Raw genomic sequence first — 20,649 nt, 5'->3', positions numbered from 1 at the left:
GTCTCGTCGCCTGGGGAATGAAGCGCCTTTCAGGTGGCGTATGGCTTGCGGCTTGTCAACCGCCGCGACACTCACTTTATCGCACCGGCCCTTCCCGTTCCAGCCCGGCAGGCTGACGCACCTAGTGATGCGCCGTGTCCGCATGTTTGGCCAAGGGTGAGAGCATGAGCACCACGACGATCAGCACCGAAAGGCCGGCGAAGATGATCGCAAGGCCGGTATGCTCGGCAATGAAGCCGATGGCGGATGGCGCGACCAGGATGCCGGAATAACCCATGGTCGTGACCACCGAGAGCCCGACGCCGGCGGCCATGCCCGGCAGGTTGCCGGCCGCGGAGAAGGCGATCGGCACGATGTTGGAAATGCCGATGCCCGTCAGCGCAAAACCGGCGATCGCCATCGGCGCATTCTGGGCAAAGCCGATCAGCAGCAGGCCGAAGATCGAGATGACGGCGCAGACCCGCAGCGTCTTCACCGCGCCAAAACGGTCGCGGATCAGGTCGCCGGCAAAACGCATCGTCGCCATGGTCAGCGAAAAGGCCGCGAAGGCGAAACCGGACAGGGTGACCGAAGCCGCAAGCTCGTTGCGAAGGTAAAGCGCACCCCAATCGAGGATCGCCCCTTCCGGGATCATGCAGAACAGCGCCATGATGCCGATCAGCCAGGGCAGCGGCGAACGCGGCAGGCGGCTTCCGCCATGCCTTGCCTCATCCGGATGCGGCGCGTCGTGCAGCACCGTCCGCCAGGCGGCGACGATCATCAGCGCGGCAAGCGCCGTGACCAGGATGGCATGCACGGAAACGCCGATATGTTCGATGAGAAAACCGCCCGTCGACGAGCCGAGCAACCCGCCGAGGCTCCAGAAGGCGTGGCAGGACGACATGATCGCCCGGCGCATCTTCTTCTCGACCGAAACCGCATTGGCATTCATCGCCACGTCCATCGCCCCGATCAAACCGCCGAACAGGAAGATGGCGACCGCACCGGACCAGATGCTGCCGACCCACGTGAGGAGCAACAATGTCGGCGTCAGAAGCACGGACGTGTATTTGGAGACCTGGCTGGAGCCGAACCGGGCGATCTGGCTGCCGGCAAGCGGCATCATCACGAGTGATCCGAGCCCGAATGTCAGGATCATCAGCCCGAGCGAGCTCTCGCTCAAGCTCAACCGGCTTGCGAATTCGGGAATTTTTGGTGCCCAGGCGCCGACCATGAAGCCGTTCATCAGAAAGAGCAGCGACACACCAACTCTTTCGCGGGTGATGAAAGTGCGTGTGCCGGAGGCAGTGTTTACGGGCGCGCGACTATCCATGGATATGTTCCTCTTCGATCGCCGCGACCATATTTAAATCGATTGAAATTGCAACGCTGCGAAAGGGCCCTCCCTCTCACAAATTGTATCGAGGGGAAACCCGCAACGACGAGAAATGTTCGCGGCGATTGACAGGTTGCCGAAACTCCGGCTTCCGAGGGCCTGCGCGGCGGTCTGGCGCAGTACCCTTATTTCGAGGGCATGCGCCGGTCTCGGTGCTCGCTCCGTTCGAATATACCGCGCTCGACTGGGCCTTCGCGCTCGGTTTCCTGATCTGGGGCAATCCACCGGCCGCAAACGTCGCGGCCGGCGCAATCCTGATCGGCGGCGCCGGCCTGATGATCATCTTCCGAAAAGCTCGGCCGGAAAGTCCAAGCAACTGGGTAAGGCGGCTGAACTCAGCCGCCGTAGACGATCAGCAGATCCTTGGCGTCGATCTGGTCACCGGCCTTGACCAGCACTTCCGCGATCGTGCCATCCTTTTCGGCATGCAGCGCGGTCTCCATCTTCATTGCCTCGATGGAGAGCAGCACATCGCCGGCCTTGACCGCCTGGCCGGTTGTCGCAAAGACGCGGGAGATGACGCCCGGCATCGGCGCGCCGAGATGGGTTGCATTGCCTAGTTCGGCCTTGCGGCGCACCGCGCTGCCGGAAGCCCCATGCGCGCGGTCCGGCACCTTGATGCGGCGCGGCTGGCCGTTCAGCTCGAAGAACACGGTGACCATGCCCTGGGCATCCGTGCCGCTCATCGCCTGGTTGACGACGACCAGCGTCTTGCCCCGCTCGATGTCGGCGAACAGCTCCTCGCCATCGCCGAGCCCGTAGAAATAGGCATGCGTCGGCAGCACCGAGACCGGGCCATAAGTGTCGGAGGCCAGGGCAAAGTCCGTGAACACTTTCGGATACATGAGGTAGGACGCAAATTCGAAGTCATCGATCTTGCGTTCCAGCTTGTCCTCGATGACTTTTCTTTCCGCAGCGAGGTCAGCGGGCGGCAAAAGCGAGCCGGGCACCGCCGTATAGGGTTGTTCGCCCTTCAGCGCCTTCTTCTGCAGCGCTTCCGGCCAGCCGCCAGGGGGCTGTCCGAGATCGCCCTTCAGCATCGACACGACCGAATCCGGAAACGCGATGTCCTTGGCGGGGTTCTCGACATCGGCGACGGTAAGGTCTTGCGAGACCATCATCAGCGCCATGTCCCCGACCACCTTGGAGGACGGCGTCACCTTGACGATGTCGCCGAACATCTGGTTCACGTCCGCATAGGTCTGCGCGACCTTGTGCCACTTGGTGTCGAGGCCGAGCGACCGGGCCTGTTCCTTGAGGTTGGTGAACTGACCGCCCGGCATCTCATGCAGATAGACTTCCGACGCCGGCCCCTTGAGATCGCTCTCGAAGGCGGCATATTGGTTGCGCACCGCCTCCCAATAGAACGAGATGCGGCGAATCCATTCCGGATCGAGGCCCGGATCGCGCTCGCCGCCGGCCAGCGCCTCGACGATCGATCCCAGGCAGGGCTGCGAGGTATTGCCGGAAACCGCATCCATTGCCGCATCGACCGCATCGACGCCCGCATCCACGGCGGCAAGCACGGTCGCAGCCGAAATGCCGGACGTGTCATGCGTATGGAAATGGATCGGCAGCGAGGTCGCGTCGCGCAGCGCCTTGAACAGCACGCGTGCGGCTGCCGGCTTCAACAGGCCTGCCATGTCTTTCAGCGCGATGATATGGGCGCCTGCCTTCTCCAGCTCTTCAGCCAGCGAGACGTAATATTTGAGATCGTATTTCGGCCGCGCCGAATTGAGCAGGTCGCCGGTATAGCAGATCGCCGCCTCGCAGAGCTTGTTCTCCTCCTGGATCGCATCCATCGAGACGCGCATGTTCTCGACCCAGTTCAGGCAGTCGAAGACACGGAAGAGGTCAATGCCGCCCCTGGCCGCTTGGGCAACGAAATATTTCACCACGTTGTCGGGATAGTTCTTGTAGCCGACGCCGTTGGCACCGCGCAGAAGCATCTGCAGAAGCAGGTTCGGGGCGCCCTCGCGGATCATCGCCAGGCGTTCCCACGGGTCTTCGGTGAGGAAGCGCATGGAAACGTCGAAAGTCGCCCCGCCCCAGCATTCCAGCGAAAACAGGTTCGGCAGAGCCCGGGCATAGACGCCGGCGACGCGCGCGATGTCATAGGTGCGCATGCGGGTGGCCAGCAGCGACTGATGGCCATCACGCATCGTCGTGTCGGTCATCAGCACGCGCTTTTCGTTGCGCATCCATTCGCCGAATTTTTTGGGGCCGAGCGTGTCGAGACGCTGCTTGGTGCCGTCCGGGATCGGCCCGTTGATATAGGGCAGAACCGGTTTTGCCGCCTGCGCGGACGGCGCCGGTCGGCCTTTGGTTTCCGGGTGGCCGTTGACGGTGACGTCGGCGATGTAGGTGAGCAGCTTGGTGGCGCGGTCGGCCCGCTTCACCTGCTCGAAAAGTTCCGGCGTCGTGTCGATGAACCGCGTCGTATAGGAATTGTCGCGGAATTTCGGGTGGCCGATGATCGCCTCGAGGAAGGTCAGGTTGGTGGCCACGCCACGGATGCGGAATTCCCTGAGCGCTCGGTCCATGCGGCTGATGGCTTCCTGCGGCGTCGAGCCGGCAGCCGTCACCTTGACCAGCAACGGATCGTAATAGCGGGTGATGACCGCCCCCGAATAGGCCGTGCCGCCGTCGAGACGGATGCCGAAACCGGCCGCCGAGCGATAGGCGGTGATACGGCCGTAATCCGGAATGAAATTGTGCTCCGGGTCCTCGGTGGTGATGCGGCATTGCAGCGCGTGGCCGTGGAGGCGGATGTCTTCCTGGGCCGGCACGCCGGATTCAGGCGTGCCGATCGCAAAACCTTCGAGGATATGGATCTGCGCCTTGACGATATCGATGCCGGTGACGACTTCGGTCACCGTGTGCTCGACCTGGATGCGCGGATTCACCTCGATGAAGTAGAACTTGCCGGTATCGGCATCCATCAGATATTCGACGGTGCCGGCGCCGACATAGTTGGTCGCCGCCGCGATCTTCAGTGAATAGGCGGCAAGCTCGGCCCGCTGCTCTTCCGAGAGATAGGGTGCCGGCGCGCGCTCCACGACCTTCTGGTTACGGCGCTGGATCGAACAGTCGCGCTCGAAGAGATGCACGACATTGCCATGCGCATCCCCGAGGATTTGGCTTTCGACGTGGCGGGCGCGCTCGACGAGCTTTTCGAGATAGACCTCGTCCTTGCCGAAAGCGGCCATCGCCTCGCGCTTGGCTTCGGTCACTTCCTTTGCGAGGTCCTTCGGATCGCGGATGGCGCGCATGCCGCGACCGCCACCGCCCCAGGAGGCCTTCAGCATCACCGGGTAGCCGATCTCCTCGGCCATCTTGGCGACTTCGGCCGTATCGTCCGGCAGCGGCTCGGTTGCCGGCACCACCGGCACGCCGACCGAAATCGCCAGGTTGCGGGCCGCAACCTTGTTGCCGAGCTGGCGCATCGTATCCGGCCGAGGGCCGATGAAGATGATGCCTGCATCGTTGCAGGCCTCCACGAATTCCGGGCTTTCCGACAGCAGGCCGTATCCCGGATGAATGGCGTCGGCGCCGGAAAGCTTGGCGACGCGGATCACTTCCGGAATCGACAGATAGCTTTCGATCGGCCCCATGTCCTTGGAAAGATGCGGCCCGCGACCGACCTGATAGCTCTCATCGGCCTTGAACCGATGCAGCGAAAGCTTGTCCTCTTCCGCCCAGATCGCAACAGTCTTGATGCCGAGCTCATTGGCCGCACGGAAGACCCGGATCGCTATTTCGGAGCGGTTGGCAACTAAGATCTTGGAAATAGGCAAGACGGATCTCCTCAGGCGCCATCGAAAGTAATGCTGCACTGCAAAGAAATCAGTATTGCCTTAATCAGGCAAGCGCAATTTCTTGGGGAGACCGGATGTGTCGCAAGAAGACCAATCGCTCAGGCGATGAGGCCGAGGCGAAATGCCGAAGCGACCACATGCTGACGGTTCTTGGCGCGCAGCTTCTCCTGAAGCCCGTTGATGTACCAGTCGACGGTATGGCTGGAGATGTCGAGCGACTTTGCGACCTCGTTGGAGGTCAGGCCGTCGGCGAGCAGCACGATGACCTCCATCTCGCGGCGGGTAAGCTGGGTGTCCACCTTTGCGGCGGCCTCGAGTTCTTCTGCCTGGCCGCGCAGGTCCAGAAACCGCCAGAACACCTTCTTGGCGGCAGCTTCGAAAAGCGCCACTTCAGCGGGCGAAAGATCCACCGGGCGGCCGCCGAGCGTCATGTTGCCAAGCAGGCCGTTGCGTCCATGGACCGGAAACAGGTAGCCGTCCTGAAGGCCGTGACGTGTCCCCTCCTGCATCATCCGCTGCATGCGCTGCCGATGCGGATCGTTCCTGAGCCTGAGGACCGCATCCCGCCAGCGGAAGGGCCTTTGCGCGATGCCGAGCATTCGAACGGTCGGATCGACCAGGGCATATTTGCGAGCCTCGTAGATTTCCTGCCAGCCTTCCGGCCAGCGGCCGGCCAGGACAAGACCGGCCGGATTCTGAAGGGAGCGCGGTCGGACGACCAGTCCATAATATTCGAATCCATAGGCCTTCAGCAGGGATTCGAGCTGGGCCGTCAGCTCCGCCTCGGTCTTGATTTCCCCCACGAGTACCAAGAGTTGCACGACCAGCTGAATGTTCAAGGCTTGCTCCCCGCCGCGCTCTTTCCGGGCGATTCTTGTCTTTATGTTAAATTTCAGTAACTTCCCTTATTCACAATCGATTAGCATAGTTATCATTCATTGAAGGTATACCGCAAAATCTAGCCCTTGACGGCTTTCTGCAATAAGCCGTGGGTTGGTTCAAGACACTGATTGCGGGAAGCCTTGCCCTCCATGAAACATTTCTGGCAGAAGAGTATTATTTCCGGCTTCCGTCGCGGAATTGCCGTTTCCGATCACTAGATTACCGGCGCCGCCCCGATGGCGGCTCCACATGAAAGAGGTTGCGCCAGTTGACGCTGTTCCAGGTTTACGCACGGGCCCTCCAATATCTGGCGAAGAACAAATGGCGCGTCGCCGCCGTCGTCGTCGCCAATATCGTGCTTGCCGTCATCACCATTGCCGAACCGATCCTTTTCGGCCGGATCATCGATGCCATTTCGTCCGGCAGTACCGTCACGCCGGTCCTGATGTTATGGGCCGGCTTCGGTGTCTTCAACACCGTTGCCTATGTGCTCGTCGCCCGTGAGGCGGACAGGCTCGCCCATGGCCGACGCGCATCGCTGCTGACCGAGGCTTTCGGGCGCATCATCTCCATGCCGCTCGCCTGGCACCACACCCGCGGCACCTCTCACGCGCTGCACACCCTGTTGCGTGCCGCAGAGAGCCTGTTCGGCCTCTGGCTCGAATTCATGCGTACCCACCTCGCCACCGCGGTGGCGCTCGTCCTGCTGGTCCCCACGGCGATCTCGATGGATTGGCGGCTGAGCCTCGTCCTTTTGGTGCTGAGCATCCTCTACTGGATCATCGGCGTGACAGTGATGAACCGCACCAAGGAGGGGCAGGCCTCCGTCGAGAACCATTACCACACGGTCTTCTCCCACGTAAGCGATGCGATCAGCAACGTATCGGTGCTGCACAGCTATAACCGCATCGAGGCCGAGACCCTGGCGCTCAAGGACTATACCAAGGACCTGCTTGCCGCCCAGTATCCGGTGCTCGACTGGTGGGCTCTGGCCGGTGCCCTCAACCGCACCGCCTCGACGGTGTCCATGGGTGTCATCCTCGTCATCGGCACGCTTCTGGTCCAGCGCGGCGAAATCCGGGTCGGCGACGTCGTGGCTTTCATCGGCTTCGCCAACCTGCTGATCGGCCGTCTGGACCTCCTGCGCCAGTTCGCGACCCAGATCTTCGAAGCGCGCGCCAAGCTCGAGGATTTCTTCCTCCTCGAGGATTCCGTCGAGGAGCGCGCCGAGCCGGCAGATGCCGCCGATCTCGGCGAGGTTCGCGGCGACGTGGAATTCCGCGATGTCTCCTTCGGCTTTGCCAGCACCAGCCAGGGCGTCCACAACGTCTCCTTTACCGCGAAAGCCGGAGAGACCGTTGCCATCGTCGGCCCGACTGGCGCCGGCAAGACGACGCTCATCAATCTCCTGCAGCGTGTCTACGACCCCCAGGAAGGCAAGATCCTGATCGATGGCGTCGATATCGGCAAGGTGACGCGCAAATCGCTGCGCCATTCGATCGCCACCGTCTTCCAGGATGCCGGTCTTCTGAACCGATCGATCAGCGAGAACATCCGACTCGGCCGAGAAGGCGCCAGCGAGGAGGAGATCGCCAGGGCGGCGGAAGCTGCGGCTGCCGCCGAGTTCATCGAAACGCGGCTGAACGGCTACGAGACCCCGGTCGGCGAGCGCGGCAACCGGTTGTCCGGCGGCGAACGCCAGCGTATCGCCATAGCCCGCGCCATCCTCAAGAACGCGCCGATCCTGGTCCTCGACGAGGCGACCAGCGCGCTGGACGTCGAAACCGAGGCTCGCGTCAAGACAGCCATAGACCGCCTCCGCGAAAACCGCACCACCTTCATCATCGCCCACCGGCTTTCGACCGTCCGCGATGCGAACAAGGTGATCTTCCTCGAGAACGGACGTGTCGCCGAAATGGGCAGCTATGAGGAGCTCAGCGAGAGCGGCGGACGCTTCGCTGCCCTGCTGAAGGCAAGCGGCATTCTGACGGACGACGAAGCGGCAGACCAAGGCGGCTCCGTGGCACAGCCCGCCTGACCGTTAAAGGAACTTCAACGAAAAAACCCGCCGCCATTCGCATGGCGGCGGGTTTTCTTTTGTCAGTTTCAGCTTCCCCGTCGGCGACGTCTCAGCTATTGGCCGGTTCCGGCAGGAGCTTCGCAGCCGCTCCGCCGAGTAGGAAGCCTTCCGTTTCATTGACCGCCTGACCATCGATCGTGACCTTGTCGCCCTCGACGGTGATCTTGTGCACCGTGTCCCCGATGGTCAGTTCGGCGGTGAAGCCATCCCAGTCGCTCGGCAGCGCCGGGTCGACAAACAGCCGGTCGCCCTGGCGGCGGATGCCGAGTATGCCCTCGGTCGCCGCACGGTAGAGCCAGCCGGCAGAACCCGTGTACCAGCTCCAGCCGCCGCGGCCGGTATAGGAACCGTGACCGTAGACATCGGCGGCGACCACATAGGGTTCGACGCGATAGGTCTCTGCCGCCTCACGGTCGAGCGCGTGGTTGATCGGGTTCAGCATCTGGAAGCACTTCCAGGCATCGTCGCCGCGCTTCAGCGCCGCCAGCGCCAGCACGACCCAGATCGCCGCATGGGTATACTGGCCGCCGTTTTCACGAACGCCCGGCGGATAGGCCTTGATATAGCCCGGGTCCTTGCGGGTGTCCTGGAAGGGCGGCGTGAACAGGCGGATGATGCCCGCCTGGCTGTCGACCAGCTTTTCGAGCACCGCATCCATCGCCTGGGCCGCACGGTCCGGATCGCCGACGCCCGAGAGCACGCTCCAGGACTGGGCGAGCGAGTCGATACGGCATTCGTCGCTGGTGCTCGAACCGAGCGGAGAGCCATCGTCGAAATAGCCGCGGCGATAGTAGGTGCCGTCCCAGCCTGCTTTTTCGAGCGCCTGCTTGAGCGTCTCGATATGATCCGTCCAGCGCTGGATACGCTTCTTGTCCTTGCGTGCTTCCGCATAGGGCAGGAAGTTGCGCAGTGCGGCGGCCAGGAACCAGCCGAGCCAGACGCTCATGCCGCGGCCGCCGATGCCGACGCGGTTCATGCCGTCATTCCAGTCGCCGCCGAGGATGAGCGGCAGGCCCTTGTCGCCGGTTCGGGTGATCGCCAGGTCCAGCGCCCTTGCCGCATGCTCGTAGACGGTGGCGGTCTCGGTCGACACCGTCGGCTGGATGAAGGAGTCGTGCTTGTTCTTTTCGAGCACCGGACCGTCGATGAACGCCAGTTCCTCGTCGAGCAGCGATGCATCGCCGGTTACCGAGACATACTGGTGGATACCGTAGGCGAGCCAGACGACGTCGTCGGAGATCATCGTCCGCACGCCGGCGCCGGAGCCGGGCAGCCACCAGTGCAGCACGTCGCCTTCCTTGAACTGCCGCGAAGCAGCGTTGACGATCTGGCGGCGGGCCAGCGACGGCTCGTGCACCAGGAAGGCCAAGGTGTCCTGCAGCTGGTCGCGGAAGCCGAAGGCGCCGGATGCCTGGTAGAAGGCGGTCCGGGCCATGATGCGGCAGCCGAGCGCCTGATAGGGCAGCCAGTGGTTGACCATGTTGTCGAGCGACTTGTCCGGCGTCGAGATCTTCAGGCGGCCGGTGAAACCGGTCCAGAAGTCGCGGTTCGCCTCGAGGATCGGAGCGAACTCCTCGCCGCGCAGCTGGGCGACCAGCGCCTGAGCCTCTTCCTTCGTATCGGCATCGCCAAGATAGAAGGTCACCGTCCGCTCTTCGCCCGGCGCGAGCTCGATGTCGTAGGCGAGCGCCGCGCAGGGGTCGCCGTCGAGATCGAGAGCATTGTTGAGCGCAGAAGCGGACATCACCGCCGCCGGCATCTGGACCGAACCGAAACGGCCGATGAATTCGCGGCGGCTCGCCGTGAAGCCGACCGGTGTCTCCTTCATGCCCATGAAGGCAAAGCGGCGGTAGTCGATGCTGTAGGAGTTGGTGGCAAAGAGCGTGCCGGTTTCCTCGTCGCGGCTTGAGAGGATGAACGGGATGGACCGGGCCGGATTGGCGCCGAGCAGCCATTCCACATAACCGTAGACGCGCAGCCTGCGGGTCTCCGAACCGCCGTTGTGGAGGAGGATAGACGAGAGCTTTGCCGCCCGCGTCCGGTCGACCGTCTGGGTCAGCCTGATCTTCAGGCCTTCTTCTTCGCTCGAAAAGACCGAGTAACCCAGGCCGTGCCGGGCCTCGAACTTGACCTCCGGCTTGCGCGACAGGACCGCGAACGGCGTCATGACAGCGCCGCTATCCCGGTCGGCAACGTAGAATGCCTCGCCGGGACGGTTGATGACCATGTCGTTGGTCCAGGGCGTCAGCTGATAGTCGCGGGAGTTCCTGGCCCAGGTGAAGCCCGAACCTTCCGCCGAAATGTGGAAGCCGAACTTGTCGTTGGAGATGATGTTGATCCACGGCTGCGGCGTCGACTGGCCGCCATGCAGGCGCACCACATATTCGCGGCCATCCTTGGTGAAACCGCCGAAACCGTTCCAGAAGTCGAGATCCGCCGGTGCCTCGATCGGAGCCGGAGGCTGGAAGATCTCGCCGTTCAGCAGCGGACGACGGTCGACCTCGATCTGCTGGTCCTTCGGCGGCGCGAAGATCGTTGCCGTGCGGTTGAGCTGGTCGCTGATCTTGCCGTTGCGGGCGTGCAGAACCACGCGGGACGCGGCGATCAGGCCTTCCGAACCCTCGTCATCCATGATGTCGCGGCGCAGCGAGAAGACGTGCTGGCGCTGGCCTTCCTGCTGGCTGAGGCGGCGGGCGCTCTCGGAGAGATGTTCGAGCGCCTGCTGCATTTCCTGCGCGTAGGAGGCCGCCCGCTCGTTGAAGATCACGAGATCAGTGATGACGCCGCGCGAGCGCAGGTATTCCTGGGCGCTCATCGCTTCCTTGGCGACCGGCATGTCGTTGTCGTCGTTGATGCGCAGCGTGAAGATCGGGAAGTCTCCCGAAACAGACGAGGGCCAGAGCGACGACTGCTGCTGCATGCCCGCGTGAATGGTCGCCTGGTCGGCGCGCAACTGCATGTCCGGATAGATGAGATAGCGCGCCAGGTGCTGGAACGCCGCGGCATCCTGCGAGGAGACGCCGAGATGGCGCATCTGTACCTGCGTGCGCGTCCAGGCCTGCGTGAGCTCGGTCTGGAAGGCATCCGGATGGCGATAACGCTCGATCGCCTGGTCGAGCTCTTCGCGCCTCGGTGCGGCGATCGTCCAGAAGATGACGCTCACCTTCTTGCCGGCCGGCACGCGCACGACGCGGCGCAGCGACAGGATCGGATCGAGCGTGAAGCCGTCGGTGCCCGACAGCGTCGCGCCGGGATCGAAGGCTGCAGCTTCCGAAAGCGTGCGGCCGCGGCCGAGGAACTTGCGGCGGTCGGTCTCGAATTCGGTCGGGCGAGCCGAACCGGCATTGTCGGCCGCCAGATGGGCGATCACCATGTCCGGCTCGTTCGGCGCGCGCTTGTTGCGCCACGCGCGGATGACGTCGCCGCGGCGGCCGATTTCGGTGCGGACGAACATCCGCTGGAAAACCGGGTGGGCGTTGTCGTCGTCCTCGGTGGTCAGCACGGGTTCCATATAGGAGGTCACTTCGATGAAGCGATCCTCGGTACCCATGTTGAGCAGCGTCAGGCGGCGGCCTTCGGCATCGTGTTCGCTGGCGACGATGCATTCGACCGTGCTCGTGAGGTCGCCGATCGTCTTGTGGAATTCCGCCCGTTCGTCGGAGAAGATCGCCCTGGTCTTTTCGCCTTCGATGCGACGCGGCTCGGCGGTGGCAGACCACCATTCGCCGGTCGTGGTGTCGCGCAGGAACAGGAACTGGCCCCAGCGATCTTCGGTCGGGTCGGGCTTCCAGCGGGCGACAGACAGTCCGTTCCAGCGGGAATATCCCGAGCCGGTCGCGGTGAGCATGACCGAATAGTGACCGTTGGAGAGCAGCACCAGCTCGCGGTCCTTGGTGGCCGGGTTGGTGATGGTGCGGATTTCCGAACGCAATAGCTCGCCCTGGCCCTTGCCGGGGGTTTCCTCGTGCTTGGCGCTCATCACCGGAATGTCGCGCGGCGCCTTTTCCTGCAGCAGCAGTTCGGCAGCCTCGATGGTCGGGTCGGAATGGAAGAGCTCGCGCAGCAGGCCGTTCATCACGACGTTGGCGATCGCGGCGATCGACATGCCGTGGTGGTGGGCATAATAGTTGAACACCACCGCGTAGCGCTTGCCTTCCGGTACGCGGGTGGGCGTGAAGTCTACCGCGTCGTAGAAGCCGAACACCCCGAGCGCTCCGAGCGAGCGCAGTTCGGCAAGGTTTTCAGAGGCAGCGATCGGATCGTATTGGCTGGCCAGGATCGACGCATAGGGAGCGATGACGGCGTTCTGGCCGAGACCGCGCTTGAGGCCGAGCGTCGGCACCCCGAAGTTCGAATATTGATAATACATCTGATGGTCGAGAGCGTTGAACGCCGCTTCCGAAATGCCCCATGGCGTGCCGAGGCGGCGGCCATGGTTCATCTGTTCCTTCACGATCAGATTGTTGGTCTGGTTGAGAATGCCCCCCTGGCGCTCCTGCATGACGAGCGGCGGCATGAGGTATTCGAACATCGAGCCGGACCAGGAAACCAGGGCGCCTCGCGCACCGATCGGCACCACCTGGCGGCCGAGCTTGTACCAGTGCTCGGTCGGCAGGTCGCCCTTGGCAATCCCGAACAGGCTGGTCAGACGCGCTTCGGATGCGAGCAGGTCATAGCAGGCTTCGTCGATCTCGTTGGTTTCGACACGATAGCCGATCGACAGAAGGCGGCGCTCCTTGCGGAACAGGAAGCTGAAATCCATCGCGAAGGCGAGGCGACGGGTTCGGTCGCGCAACACGCCGAGCCGCTCCCGCAGCGATTCGATATTGGCATTGTCGAAGACGCTGTCGGCGATATGCGCCTCGCAGGCGGCGACGAGAGACGCGGACCAGCGGGTAACTTCGTCGCTCTGCGCCGAACGGACTTCCTGGTCGAGGTTGACCGCGAGCTTCTGGATGTCGCGGGCAAGCACGGCGAGGTTGATGATCCGGATCGATGCGAATTCATGCTCGCGCTTGACCGCGGCAAGCGCATTGCCGAAGCCGATGATACGCTCTTCGAGACGGCGACGCAGCGGGCGCACGGTCTTGCGGTCGTCCGGCAGGGCCTTCAACGTCTCGGCCAGAATACCGGAGACGTCGCCGAGGCCGTCGAGATTGCCCTGGAGATGCGCGGAAGGGGCTTCCGCCCAGATACGCAAGGCCGACGAGATGGCGATCAGATGCCCGGCGAAATTGCCGCTGTCGACCGACGAGACGTAGCGCGGCATCAGCGGCTTCAGCGTATCGGTATGGTACCAGTTGAACATGTGGCCGCGGAACTTGTCGGCTCGTTCAACTGCCGAAATCGTCTGTTCGATGCGCTCGATCGTGTCGGTGAAGCTGATCCAGCCGAAATGCCGCGCCGAGATCGTCGACAGCAGATAGACGCCGATATTGGTGGGCGACGTGCGCTTGGCGATGACCGGGTTCGGCTTCTCCTGGAAATTGTCCGGCGGCAGGTAGTTCTGTTCCTCGGTCACGAAGGTCTCGAAATACCGCCAGGTGCGGCGGGCGATCTTGCGCAGTTCGACGGACACGGGCTCCGGCACGAACAGCCGGTCTTCGGTCTCGGCCGACTGGCTGACATACCAGGCGACGAGCGGCGAGAAGATCCACAGCACGGCGAACGGAATACCGACCAGGAATGCGTTGTCGCCCGGCATGGCCGCCAGGATGATGCTGAGCACGGCGATCGCCGGCGCGTGCCACATCGTCTTGTAGTAATCCTGCGGGCTCCCTTGCGCGCTCGACTGGATCGAGGCGGCGGTGCGCCATTCCAGCATCAGCTTCCGGCTGAAGAACAGGCGGTAGAGGGACCGGGAGATCGCATCCGTCATGATGCAGGCGGAATCCGCAATGAAGACGACGCGCAGCGCGACCTGTGCGTTGGCGGAACGCATGTCCGACCAGACGGAATAGAAATGCGCTCCCGGGACGATGTCGGTAGAGCCCGGCAGCAGGCCGGTGACCAGGCTGAGGGTCGGGGCGACGAACAGCGAGAAGATCAGCAGGATCTGCCAGACGAGAGCGCCGAGCGGATCCATGAAGTACCAGCCGAGCACGGAAGCGAAGAACCAGGCGATCGGGGTCAGCGACCGGCGCAGGTTGTCGATCATCTTCCAGCGGCCGAGCGCAGTCACACCGCGCTTCGGATCGAGGATGTAAGGCAGCAGCTGCCAGTCGCCGCGGGCCCAGCGATGCTGGCGCGAGACTTCGACCTCGTAGCGGACCGGAAAGTCCTCGACCAGCTCGACGTCGGTGACGAGCGCGCAGCGTGCGAACGAACCTTCGAGAAGGTCGTGGGAGAGGACCGAATTCTCGTCGATCCGACCTTTCAGCGATGCCTCGAAGGCATCGACGTGATAAAGGCCCTTGCCGGTGAAGCTGCCTTCGCCAGTCAGGTCCTGGTAGACGTCGGAAACGGTGAAGACATAAGGGTCGAGACCGCGGCCGACCGAGAAGACGCGCTGGAAGACCGAGGCTTCCTTGCCGGTCGTCAGCGACGGCGTCACGCGCGGCTGCATCAGCCCATAGCCATGGATGACGCGATTGGTTTTCGGGTCGAGCACCGGCTGGTTGATCGGGTGGTGCATCTTGCCGACGAGCTTGGTCACCGCGTCGCGCATCAGGCGCGTATCGGCATCGAGCGTCATGACGTACTGGACGTTGGCCGGCACGGTGTTGGCGCCCGTAAGATAGCTGGTATCGCGATCGCCGCGCAGCAGCATGTTGAGCTCATGCAGCTTGCCGCGCTTGCGCTCCCAGCCCATCCATGCGCCTTCGTTCGGATTGAACAGACGGCGGCGATGCAGCAGATAGAAGCGCGCCTTGCCGTCATCTCCATACTTGGCGTTGAGCGCCGCGATCTCGCGCTTCGCGTAATCGAGAATTTCGAGGTCGGTATCGGTTTCCTCGAACTTGCTGTCGCGCCAGTCGCTGAGCAGCGAGAAATAGATCTCGCCGTGCGGATTGGCGAGATAGTGGACTTCGAGGTTTCGGATGAGCTCGTCCACCGTGTCCCGGTCGGTGATCAGGCAGGGGACAGCGACCAGCGTCCTGGCCGCTTCCGGAATGCCTTCCTTGAATTCGTAGCCGACCAGCCGGGCCGGCCGCACCACATAGGTCACCAGCGTGTTGAACAGGCCGGTCGCGCCTTCGGAAGCCGGCAGCGCGAACATCAGCAGGAAGCAGAAGACGACCGGCAGCGGAATATCCGCCTGCACCAGGAACCAGCCGGCAATCGCCATGGCGAGCACCGTAATGAGGATCACCGGGCCGGCGATGGCAAACCAGTTGAGGCGGCGGACGAGGCGAACAAACCGCTGGACGAACAGCAGATTGTAACCGACTGCCGCTTCCAGCTCGCGGCGGCGGCGGCCGACGACGAAGGCACCGACATTGGTCTCGCGCGGATCGGCATTTTCTTCGGCCGACGCCTTTTCGGCGAGCTGGATGGCCGCCTCAGCAACCTCGGCCTCGCTCTTGCGGGAGCGGCGGGCAATCTGCTCGATACGGTTGCGATAGGCGTTGCGCGAGCCGAAATCGAGCGCCTGATAATCGGTGCGCTCGCGGAAGATCTTGTCGATCTGCGAGACGTCTTCGAACCAGACGCTCCACTCCGTATCGTCGATCTCGCGCAGGCTCTTGATGATGTTGCCCATCGTCACGTTGCCGGACGAAAGGCGGTTCTGCTCTGCCAGCATCACCTCTTCGACGTCGGTGCCCGCCTGTTCGAGACGCTGCTCCAGCCAGGCGACGGCAAAACCCGAGGTCTGCGAGGCGTTGCGAAGGCGATAGAGGAACTGCGCCGTGAACGTATTGTCGTTCGTCAGGTTCTCGATGCCCCTCAGGACATCGGCACTCGCCTCCTCGTTATTGAGGCGGATGATCTCGTCGGCCGTCTCGTTGGCGCGGCGGCGCATGTTGCGCGAGCGATCGACACGGGTGGCGATGCGGCGCAGGTTCTCGATCAGCACGAAACGGATGAACGAGGGCAGCGCCCAGAGTTCGCCGATCTCGAGCGGTTCCTTGACCTGGAAGCCCTGGACCATGGAGGCCAGCGCCTCGCGGGAAACACTGCTGTGCGTATGGGCGACATAGAGCCAGGCGAGCACCAGCACACGCGGCAGTTCCTGGCCGCCAACCGTCATCGTGGGCAACTGGCGGAAGAACTTTTTCGGGAAGTCGCGGCGGACTTCCTGGATCGCCTCTTCGACGATGTAATAGTTGTCGAGCAGCCATTCGGCGGCGGGCGTGATCGACGCGCCCGCATCGACATCGGTCGCCGTCGCCCGGTAGACCCGCAGGATCTCTTTCTCGTTCTCCTGGTGCCGCTTGAAGAATTCGAACTCCAGGCCGCCCGGCAGGCTGGGCGTGCCCTCCTTGCCGAGTTTCTCGCCGCATTCCCTCAATGCATCGATGTTGAAATAGGTCGAGCGGATCGAGTCGTTGTGATCGATCTGCTTGGCTTCGGTTTCGCGCGAGGAAGCTGACGGCGTAGTGTGAAATGACATGGATACGGGCTTCTGGTGAAAACTCTAAGGGTTTGTCGGCCTCGCCTTACTCGGCCTGCATCGGAAGCGCCAGTCATCATTTGGATTATGGTGACCGGCCGGATGCAAACCCGCGAGGATGGGAAATAGAGAGCAGTCCGGATATTGCAAACGACTGACGGGAATCTATTGCTCACTTCCTGCGGATTGACACATGTTCCGGCTCTAGCGAGGATAGCCTGAATGGAACCTGAACGGAAGCAGCCCATTGATAATGCGACGAATTTCGCCCTTGCACGACAGGCCCGCCTGAACGTCTTGCGGCAGCTGATCCGAGGGAATTTAAACGCCGAGGGTTACCTTCCAAAGGCGGCGCTGCTATTTATCTCAGACACAAGGGCGATCTCGTCGTGCCCCGCAACCAATCCAATCGAACTTTCGGTGTTTTGAGCAATGACGATCCAGTTTTCCAATGACATGGCCGACGTGGTGGCCACCCGCCGTTACCTTCATCAATATCCGGAACTCGGCCTCTCGGAGTTCAACACATCCGATTTCATCGCCAGCCAGCTTGCCGACCTCGGATATGAAGTCACCCGCGGCCTCGGCCAGACGGGTGTGGTCGCCACCCTGAGGAACGGCACCAGCAGCCGGTCGATCGGCATCCGGGCCGATATGGACGCGCTGCCGATCGAGGAGGAAACCGGTGCGGAATATGCGAGCAAGAACAAGGGGCTGATGCATGCCTGCGGCCATGACGGCCACACGGCCATGCTGCTGGGCGCCGCCAGGATCCTTGCCCGGAGGAAGAATTTCGACGGCACGATCCACCTGATCTTCCAGCCGGCGGAGGAAAATTTCGGCGGCGCCAGGCTGATGATCGAGGACGGTCTCTTCGAGCGTTTCCCGTGCAATGCCGTCTTCGGTCTGCACAACGATCCCAGCCTGCCCTTCGGCCAGATCGGCGTGAAGGAAGGCCCGATGATGGCGGCCGTCGATGAATGCCGCATCACCGTCAATGGCCGCGGCGGCCATGGCGCGGAGCCGCAGGATACGTCGGACCCGATCGTCTGCGGCGCGAGCATCATCATGGCGCTGCAGACGATCGCCTCGCGCAACATTCATCCGCTCGACCAGATGGTGATCACCGTCGGCGCCTTCCACGCCGGCATGGCGAGCAACGTCATCCCCGAGCGGGCGGAAATGCTGCTCACCATCCGCTCCTTCGATCCCGGCGTCCGTGACGAGCTGGAAAGGCGCATCCGGTTGGTCGCCGAAGGCCAGGCCGCGAGCTACGGCATGAGCGTCACGCTCGATTACAAGCGCGGTTACGAGGCGACAATCAACCACAAGGCGGAAACGGATTTCGTCCGCGACCTCGCCAGGCGGGTGATCGGCGAGGACAAGGTGATCGACCTGCCCCGTCCGTCCATGGGTGCCGAGGATTTCGCCTATATGCTGGCGGAGCGGCCGGGCACCTATTTCCTGCTCGGCACCAGGCGCACCGACAACGACCCGCCGCTGCACCACCCCCGCTTCGACTTCAACGACGACGCGCTGCCGATCGGAACGAGTTTCTGGGTGGAGCTTGCCGAAGCCTATCTCCCGCCGAGATAGGCCTTTAAACGAAAACACCTCCCGGACGGCGAAGCGCGGGAGGTGCTTTCGGTCTTGGGAGGACCAAGCCCGAATTTGAAAAGGCGAAGCCCGAAGGCCTCAGGGGAAAAGGCCGAGTGTCACGGCGCCGACGAAGATGAAGGCTGCCGTTACCAGGGCCGTATTCGCCGCCCATTGCCATTTGCCCGCAAAGCCGCGAGCTGGGAAAGACCGTGTCTGATGCTCGATATGACGCATGGATGTCTCCCGGGTTCTGGTTCCGCCCTTTTCGAGCGCTATCCCTATGCTAGCTTATCTCTACCAACCCGATAGAGATAATGTTCCAAGCATCCACCAGTTCCGTAGAAAATCCTTTTTTCTTAACGGCGGTTTCGGGCAGTTAACGGTTTATTATGCCTCAGGGTCTTCAGAGCACCTCAGGCGCCAAAACGATCCAGCGCCATGCGGAAAATGTCCGGGTCGATATTGCCGCCCGAGCAGACCGCAATCACCGTATCGCCCAGCGTTTCGCCATGGAAAAGAGCGGCCGCCAATGCCACCGCGCCGCCGGGTTCCACGACGATCTTCAGCCGGCTGAATGCGAGCGCCACCGCATGCAACGCTTCGTCGTCGCTCACCACAAGGCCGGTACCGCAGAGCTTCGACATGATCGGGAAGGTGATGTTTCCCGGCTGCGGCGTGACGATCGCATCGCAGAGCGAACCGCCCTGGGTCGCGTTGCGCTCGATCTTTCCGGAAGCCAGCGAACGCGTCACGTCGTCAAAACCTTCCGGCTCGCAAGGATGCACCAGAAACCCCGGGGCCTTGGCGTTCAATGCCAGCGCGACGCCGGAAATGAAGCCGCCGCCACCCGTCGGCACCAGCACGTCGGCCTTCTCGATGCCTTCCTCCCTGGCCTGTTCGGCGATTTCGAGACCGGTCGTGCCCTGGCCGGCGATCACCAGCGGCTCGTCGAACGGCTTGATCAGCGTCAGGCCTCGCTCCTGCGACAGCCGAGCGCCGATCACATCGCGATCCTCGTTGAGGCGGTCATAGAGCACGACTTCTGCGCCATAGGCGCGGGTATTCTCGATTTTGATGCGCGGCGCATCGGACGGCATGATGATCACGCTCGGAATGCCGTGCATCCTGGCAGCCAGCGCCACACCCTGGGCATGGTTGCCCGATGAGAAGGCGATGACGCCCTTGGTCCGGACATCGGGCGACAGCGCCGAGATTGCCGACCAGGCACCGCGAAACTTGAACGAACCGGTGTGCTGCAGGCATTCCGGCTTCACGAAGATGCGCCGCCCGGCGATGTCGTCGAGGAAGGGCGAAGACAGCAGCGGGGTGCGGCGCGCGTGACCATCGAGACGGGCGCGGGCGGCTTCGATCATGGCGATATCGGTCATGCGGGGAATTCCGTTCGGAAACAAAAGGGCGGATGGAGCCGCAAACCTATCGACGCTTTCCGCTTCGGTAAAGGCCGGAAAAAGCAGGCTTACCCGACTTCCGCACGTTGAGAAAACGGCAAGGAACCGAGCTTCACCACGGCCTTGATGGGCAGATGGTCGGAAGCGAGCCGCGCAAGCGGACTGTCATGGGTTTCCACCGTATCGATCAGCCCGGGCTGGTTCGCCATGATGCGGTCGAGCGCCAGAACAGGCAGGCGCGACGGGAAACTCGGCACAGCGGCCGGCAGGCCGAAAACGGTCGCGAGCGTGTTCAGGGAAGAGCGGTCGCCAAGCCGCCATTCGTTGAGATCACCCATCAGCACGGTCGGCTGCTCGTCACGCGAACGCAGAATGTCGAGGATCATGCGGGCTTGCTGCTGCCGCGAACGGTTGAGCAGGCCGAGATGGGCGGCGATGATCCGGAATGCGCTGCCGTCCTTGAGCTCCAGTTCGGTGATCAGAGCACCACGCGGCTCGAGCCCCGGCAGCTTGACCTGATGAACGTCGCGCACCAGGCCTTCGCGAAAGAGGATCACATTGCCGTGCCAGCCATGCGCCTTGGCAACACCGGAAACGGGCACCGGGAAAAGCCCCGTCTCCCGCTCCATCCAGGCGAGGTCGAGCAGGCCACGCCGCTCGCCGAACCGGGAATCCGCTTCCTGCAGCGCGATCACATCGGCGCCGATCTCACGGATCACGTGGCTGGTGCGGGCGGGATCGAACCTGCCGTCGATACCCACGCATTTGTGCACGTTATAGGAGGCGATCAGCATGCCCTGCCCGCGTTCGCGCCCCTCATGCGTTCCGGCACCGCGGTTCCTTCGAGCCCGGATGGAAGCCAGAATGCTTTTCGGAAGATTGGGACGTTTTTCCCGCATGGTTCTTTTGACTATTCGCCGATCAATGAAATT

Annotated in this window: 10 protein-coding genes; 3 read left to right on the top strand and 7 right to left on the bottom strand. The window is 62.8% G+C overall.

Features of this window, described 5'->3' with window-relative positions:
- Window positions 1-121: 121 nt before the first annotated feature.
- The 3 genes from J2857_RS26900 to J2857_RS26890 all read right to left on the bottom strand — a co-directional run bounded on the left by J2857_RS26900 (window position 122) and on the right by J2857_RS26890 (window position 6,032).
- Window positions 122-1,312, bottom strand: coding sequence for an MFS transporter (locus J2857_RS26900; protein ID WP_210013152.1), 1,191 nt, complete (start codon window positions 1,310-1,312; stop codon window positions 122-124).
- A 398-nt stretch (window positions 1,313-1,710) separates the two neighbouring features.
- Window positions 1,711-5,172 (bottom strand): pyruvate carboxylase, encoded by a 3,462-nt coding sequence (gene pyc, locus J2857_RS26895; RefSeq protein WP_210013151.1) that lies wholly within the window; start codon window positions 5,170-5,172, stop codon window positions 1,711-1,713.
- 119 nt (window positions 5,173-5,291) lie between these two features.
- Window positions 5,292-6,032: a LuxR family transcriptional regulator gene (locus J2857_RS26890; RefSeq protein ID WP_210013150.1), complete on the bottom strand. Its 741-nt coding sequence runs from the start codon at window positions 6,030-6,032 to the stop codon at window positions 5,292-5,294.
- 311 nt (window positions 6,033-6,343) lie between these two features.
- On the opposite strand from J2857_RS26890, the gene J2857_RS26885 reads away from it, so the two are divergent.
- Window positions 6,344-8,113 carry a glucan ABC transporter ATP-binding protein/ permease gene (locus J2857_RS26885; protein ID WP_210013149.1) on the top strand — a complete coding sequence of 590 codons (1,770 nt, stop codon included), beginning with the start codon at window positions 6,344-6,346 and terminating at the stop codon, window positions 8,111-8,113.
- A gap of 91 nt (window positions 8,114-8,204) precedes the next feature.
- Here J2857_RS26885 and J2857_RS26880 read toward each other — a convergent pair whose 3' ends face one another.
- A complete protein-coding gene (locus J2857_RS26880; protein WP_210013148.1) occupies window positions 8,205-16,709 on the bottom strand; it encodes a GH36-type glycosyl hydrolase domain-containing protein in 8,505 nt (2,834 codons plus the stop codon).
- Between the two features lie 222 nt (window positions 16,710-16,931).
- On the opposite strand from J2857_RS26880, the gene J2857_RS26875 reads away from it, so the two are divergent.
- Both J2857_RS26875 and J2857_RS26870 read left to right on the top strand, forming a co-directional pair.
- Entirely contained in the window at window positions 16,932-17,138 is a 207-nt protein-coding gene (locus J2857_RS26875; RefSeq protein WP_210013147.1) for a hypothetical protein, read from the top strand.
- A gap of 3 nt (window positions 17,139-17,141) precedes the next feature.
- Window positions 17,142-18,305: a M20 aminoacylase family protein gene (locus J2857_RS26870; protein ID WP_245363919.1), complete on the top strand. Its 1,164-nt coding sequence runs from the start codon at window positions 17,142-17,144 to the stop codon at window positions 18,303-18,305.
- Window positions 18,306-18,404: 99 nt separating this feature from the next.
- On the opposite strand, the gene J2857_RS26865 is transcribed toward J2857_RS26870, so the two are convergent.
- From J2857_RS26865 to J2857_RS26855, 3 genes are all read right to left on the bottom strand, one after another.
- Window positions 18,405-18,542 carry a hypothetical protein gene (locus J2857_RS26865; protein WP_210013146.1) on the bottom strand — a complete coding sequence of 46 codons (138 nt, stop codon included), beginning with the start codon at window positions 18,540-18,542 and terminating at the stop codon, window positions 18,405-18,407.
- Window positions 18,543-18,721: 179 nt separating this feature from the next.
- On the bottom strand, window positions 18,722-19,696 hold the full coding sequence (locus J2857_RS26860; protein WP_210013145.1) for a threonine ammonia-lyase: 975 nt from the start codon (window positions 19,694-19,696) through the stop codon (window positions 18,722-18,724).
- Between the two features lie 89 nt (window positions 19,697-19,785).
- A complete protein-coding gene (locus J2857_RS26855; RefSeq protein ID WP_210013144.1) occupies window positions 19,786-20,616 on the bottom strand; it encodes an endonuclease/exonuclease/phosphatase family protein in 831 nt (276 codons plus the stop codon).
- Between the last annotated feature and the right edge of the window lie 33 nt (window positions 20,617-20,649).

The sequence above is a fragment of the Neorhizobium galegae genome, from assembly GCF_017877055.1.
In the GTDB taxonomy this organism is placed as follows: Bacteria; Pseudomonadota; Alphaproteobacteria; order Rhizobiales; family Rhizobiaceae; genus Neorhizobium; species Neorhizobium galegae_D.
This window is presented reverse-complemented; position numbering and strand designations above follow the sequence as displayed.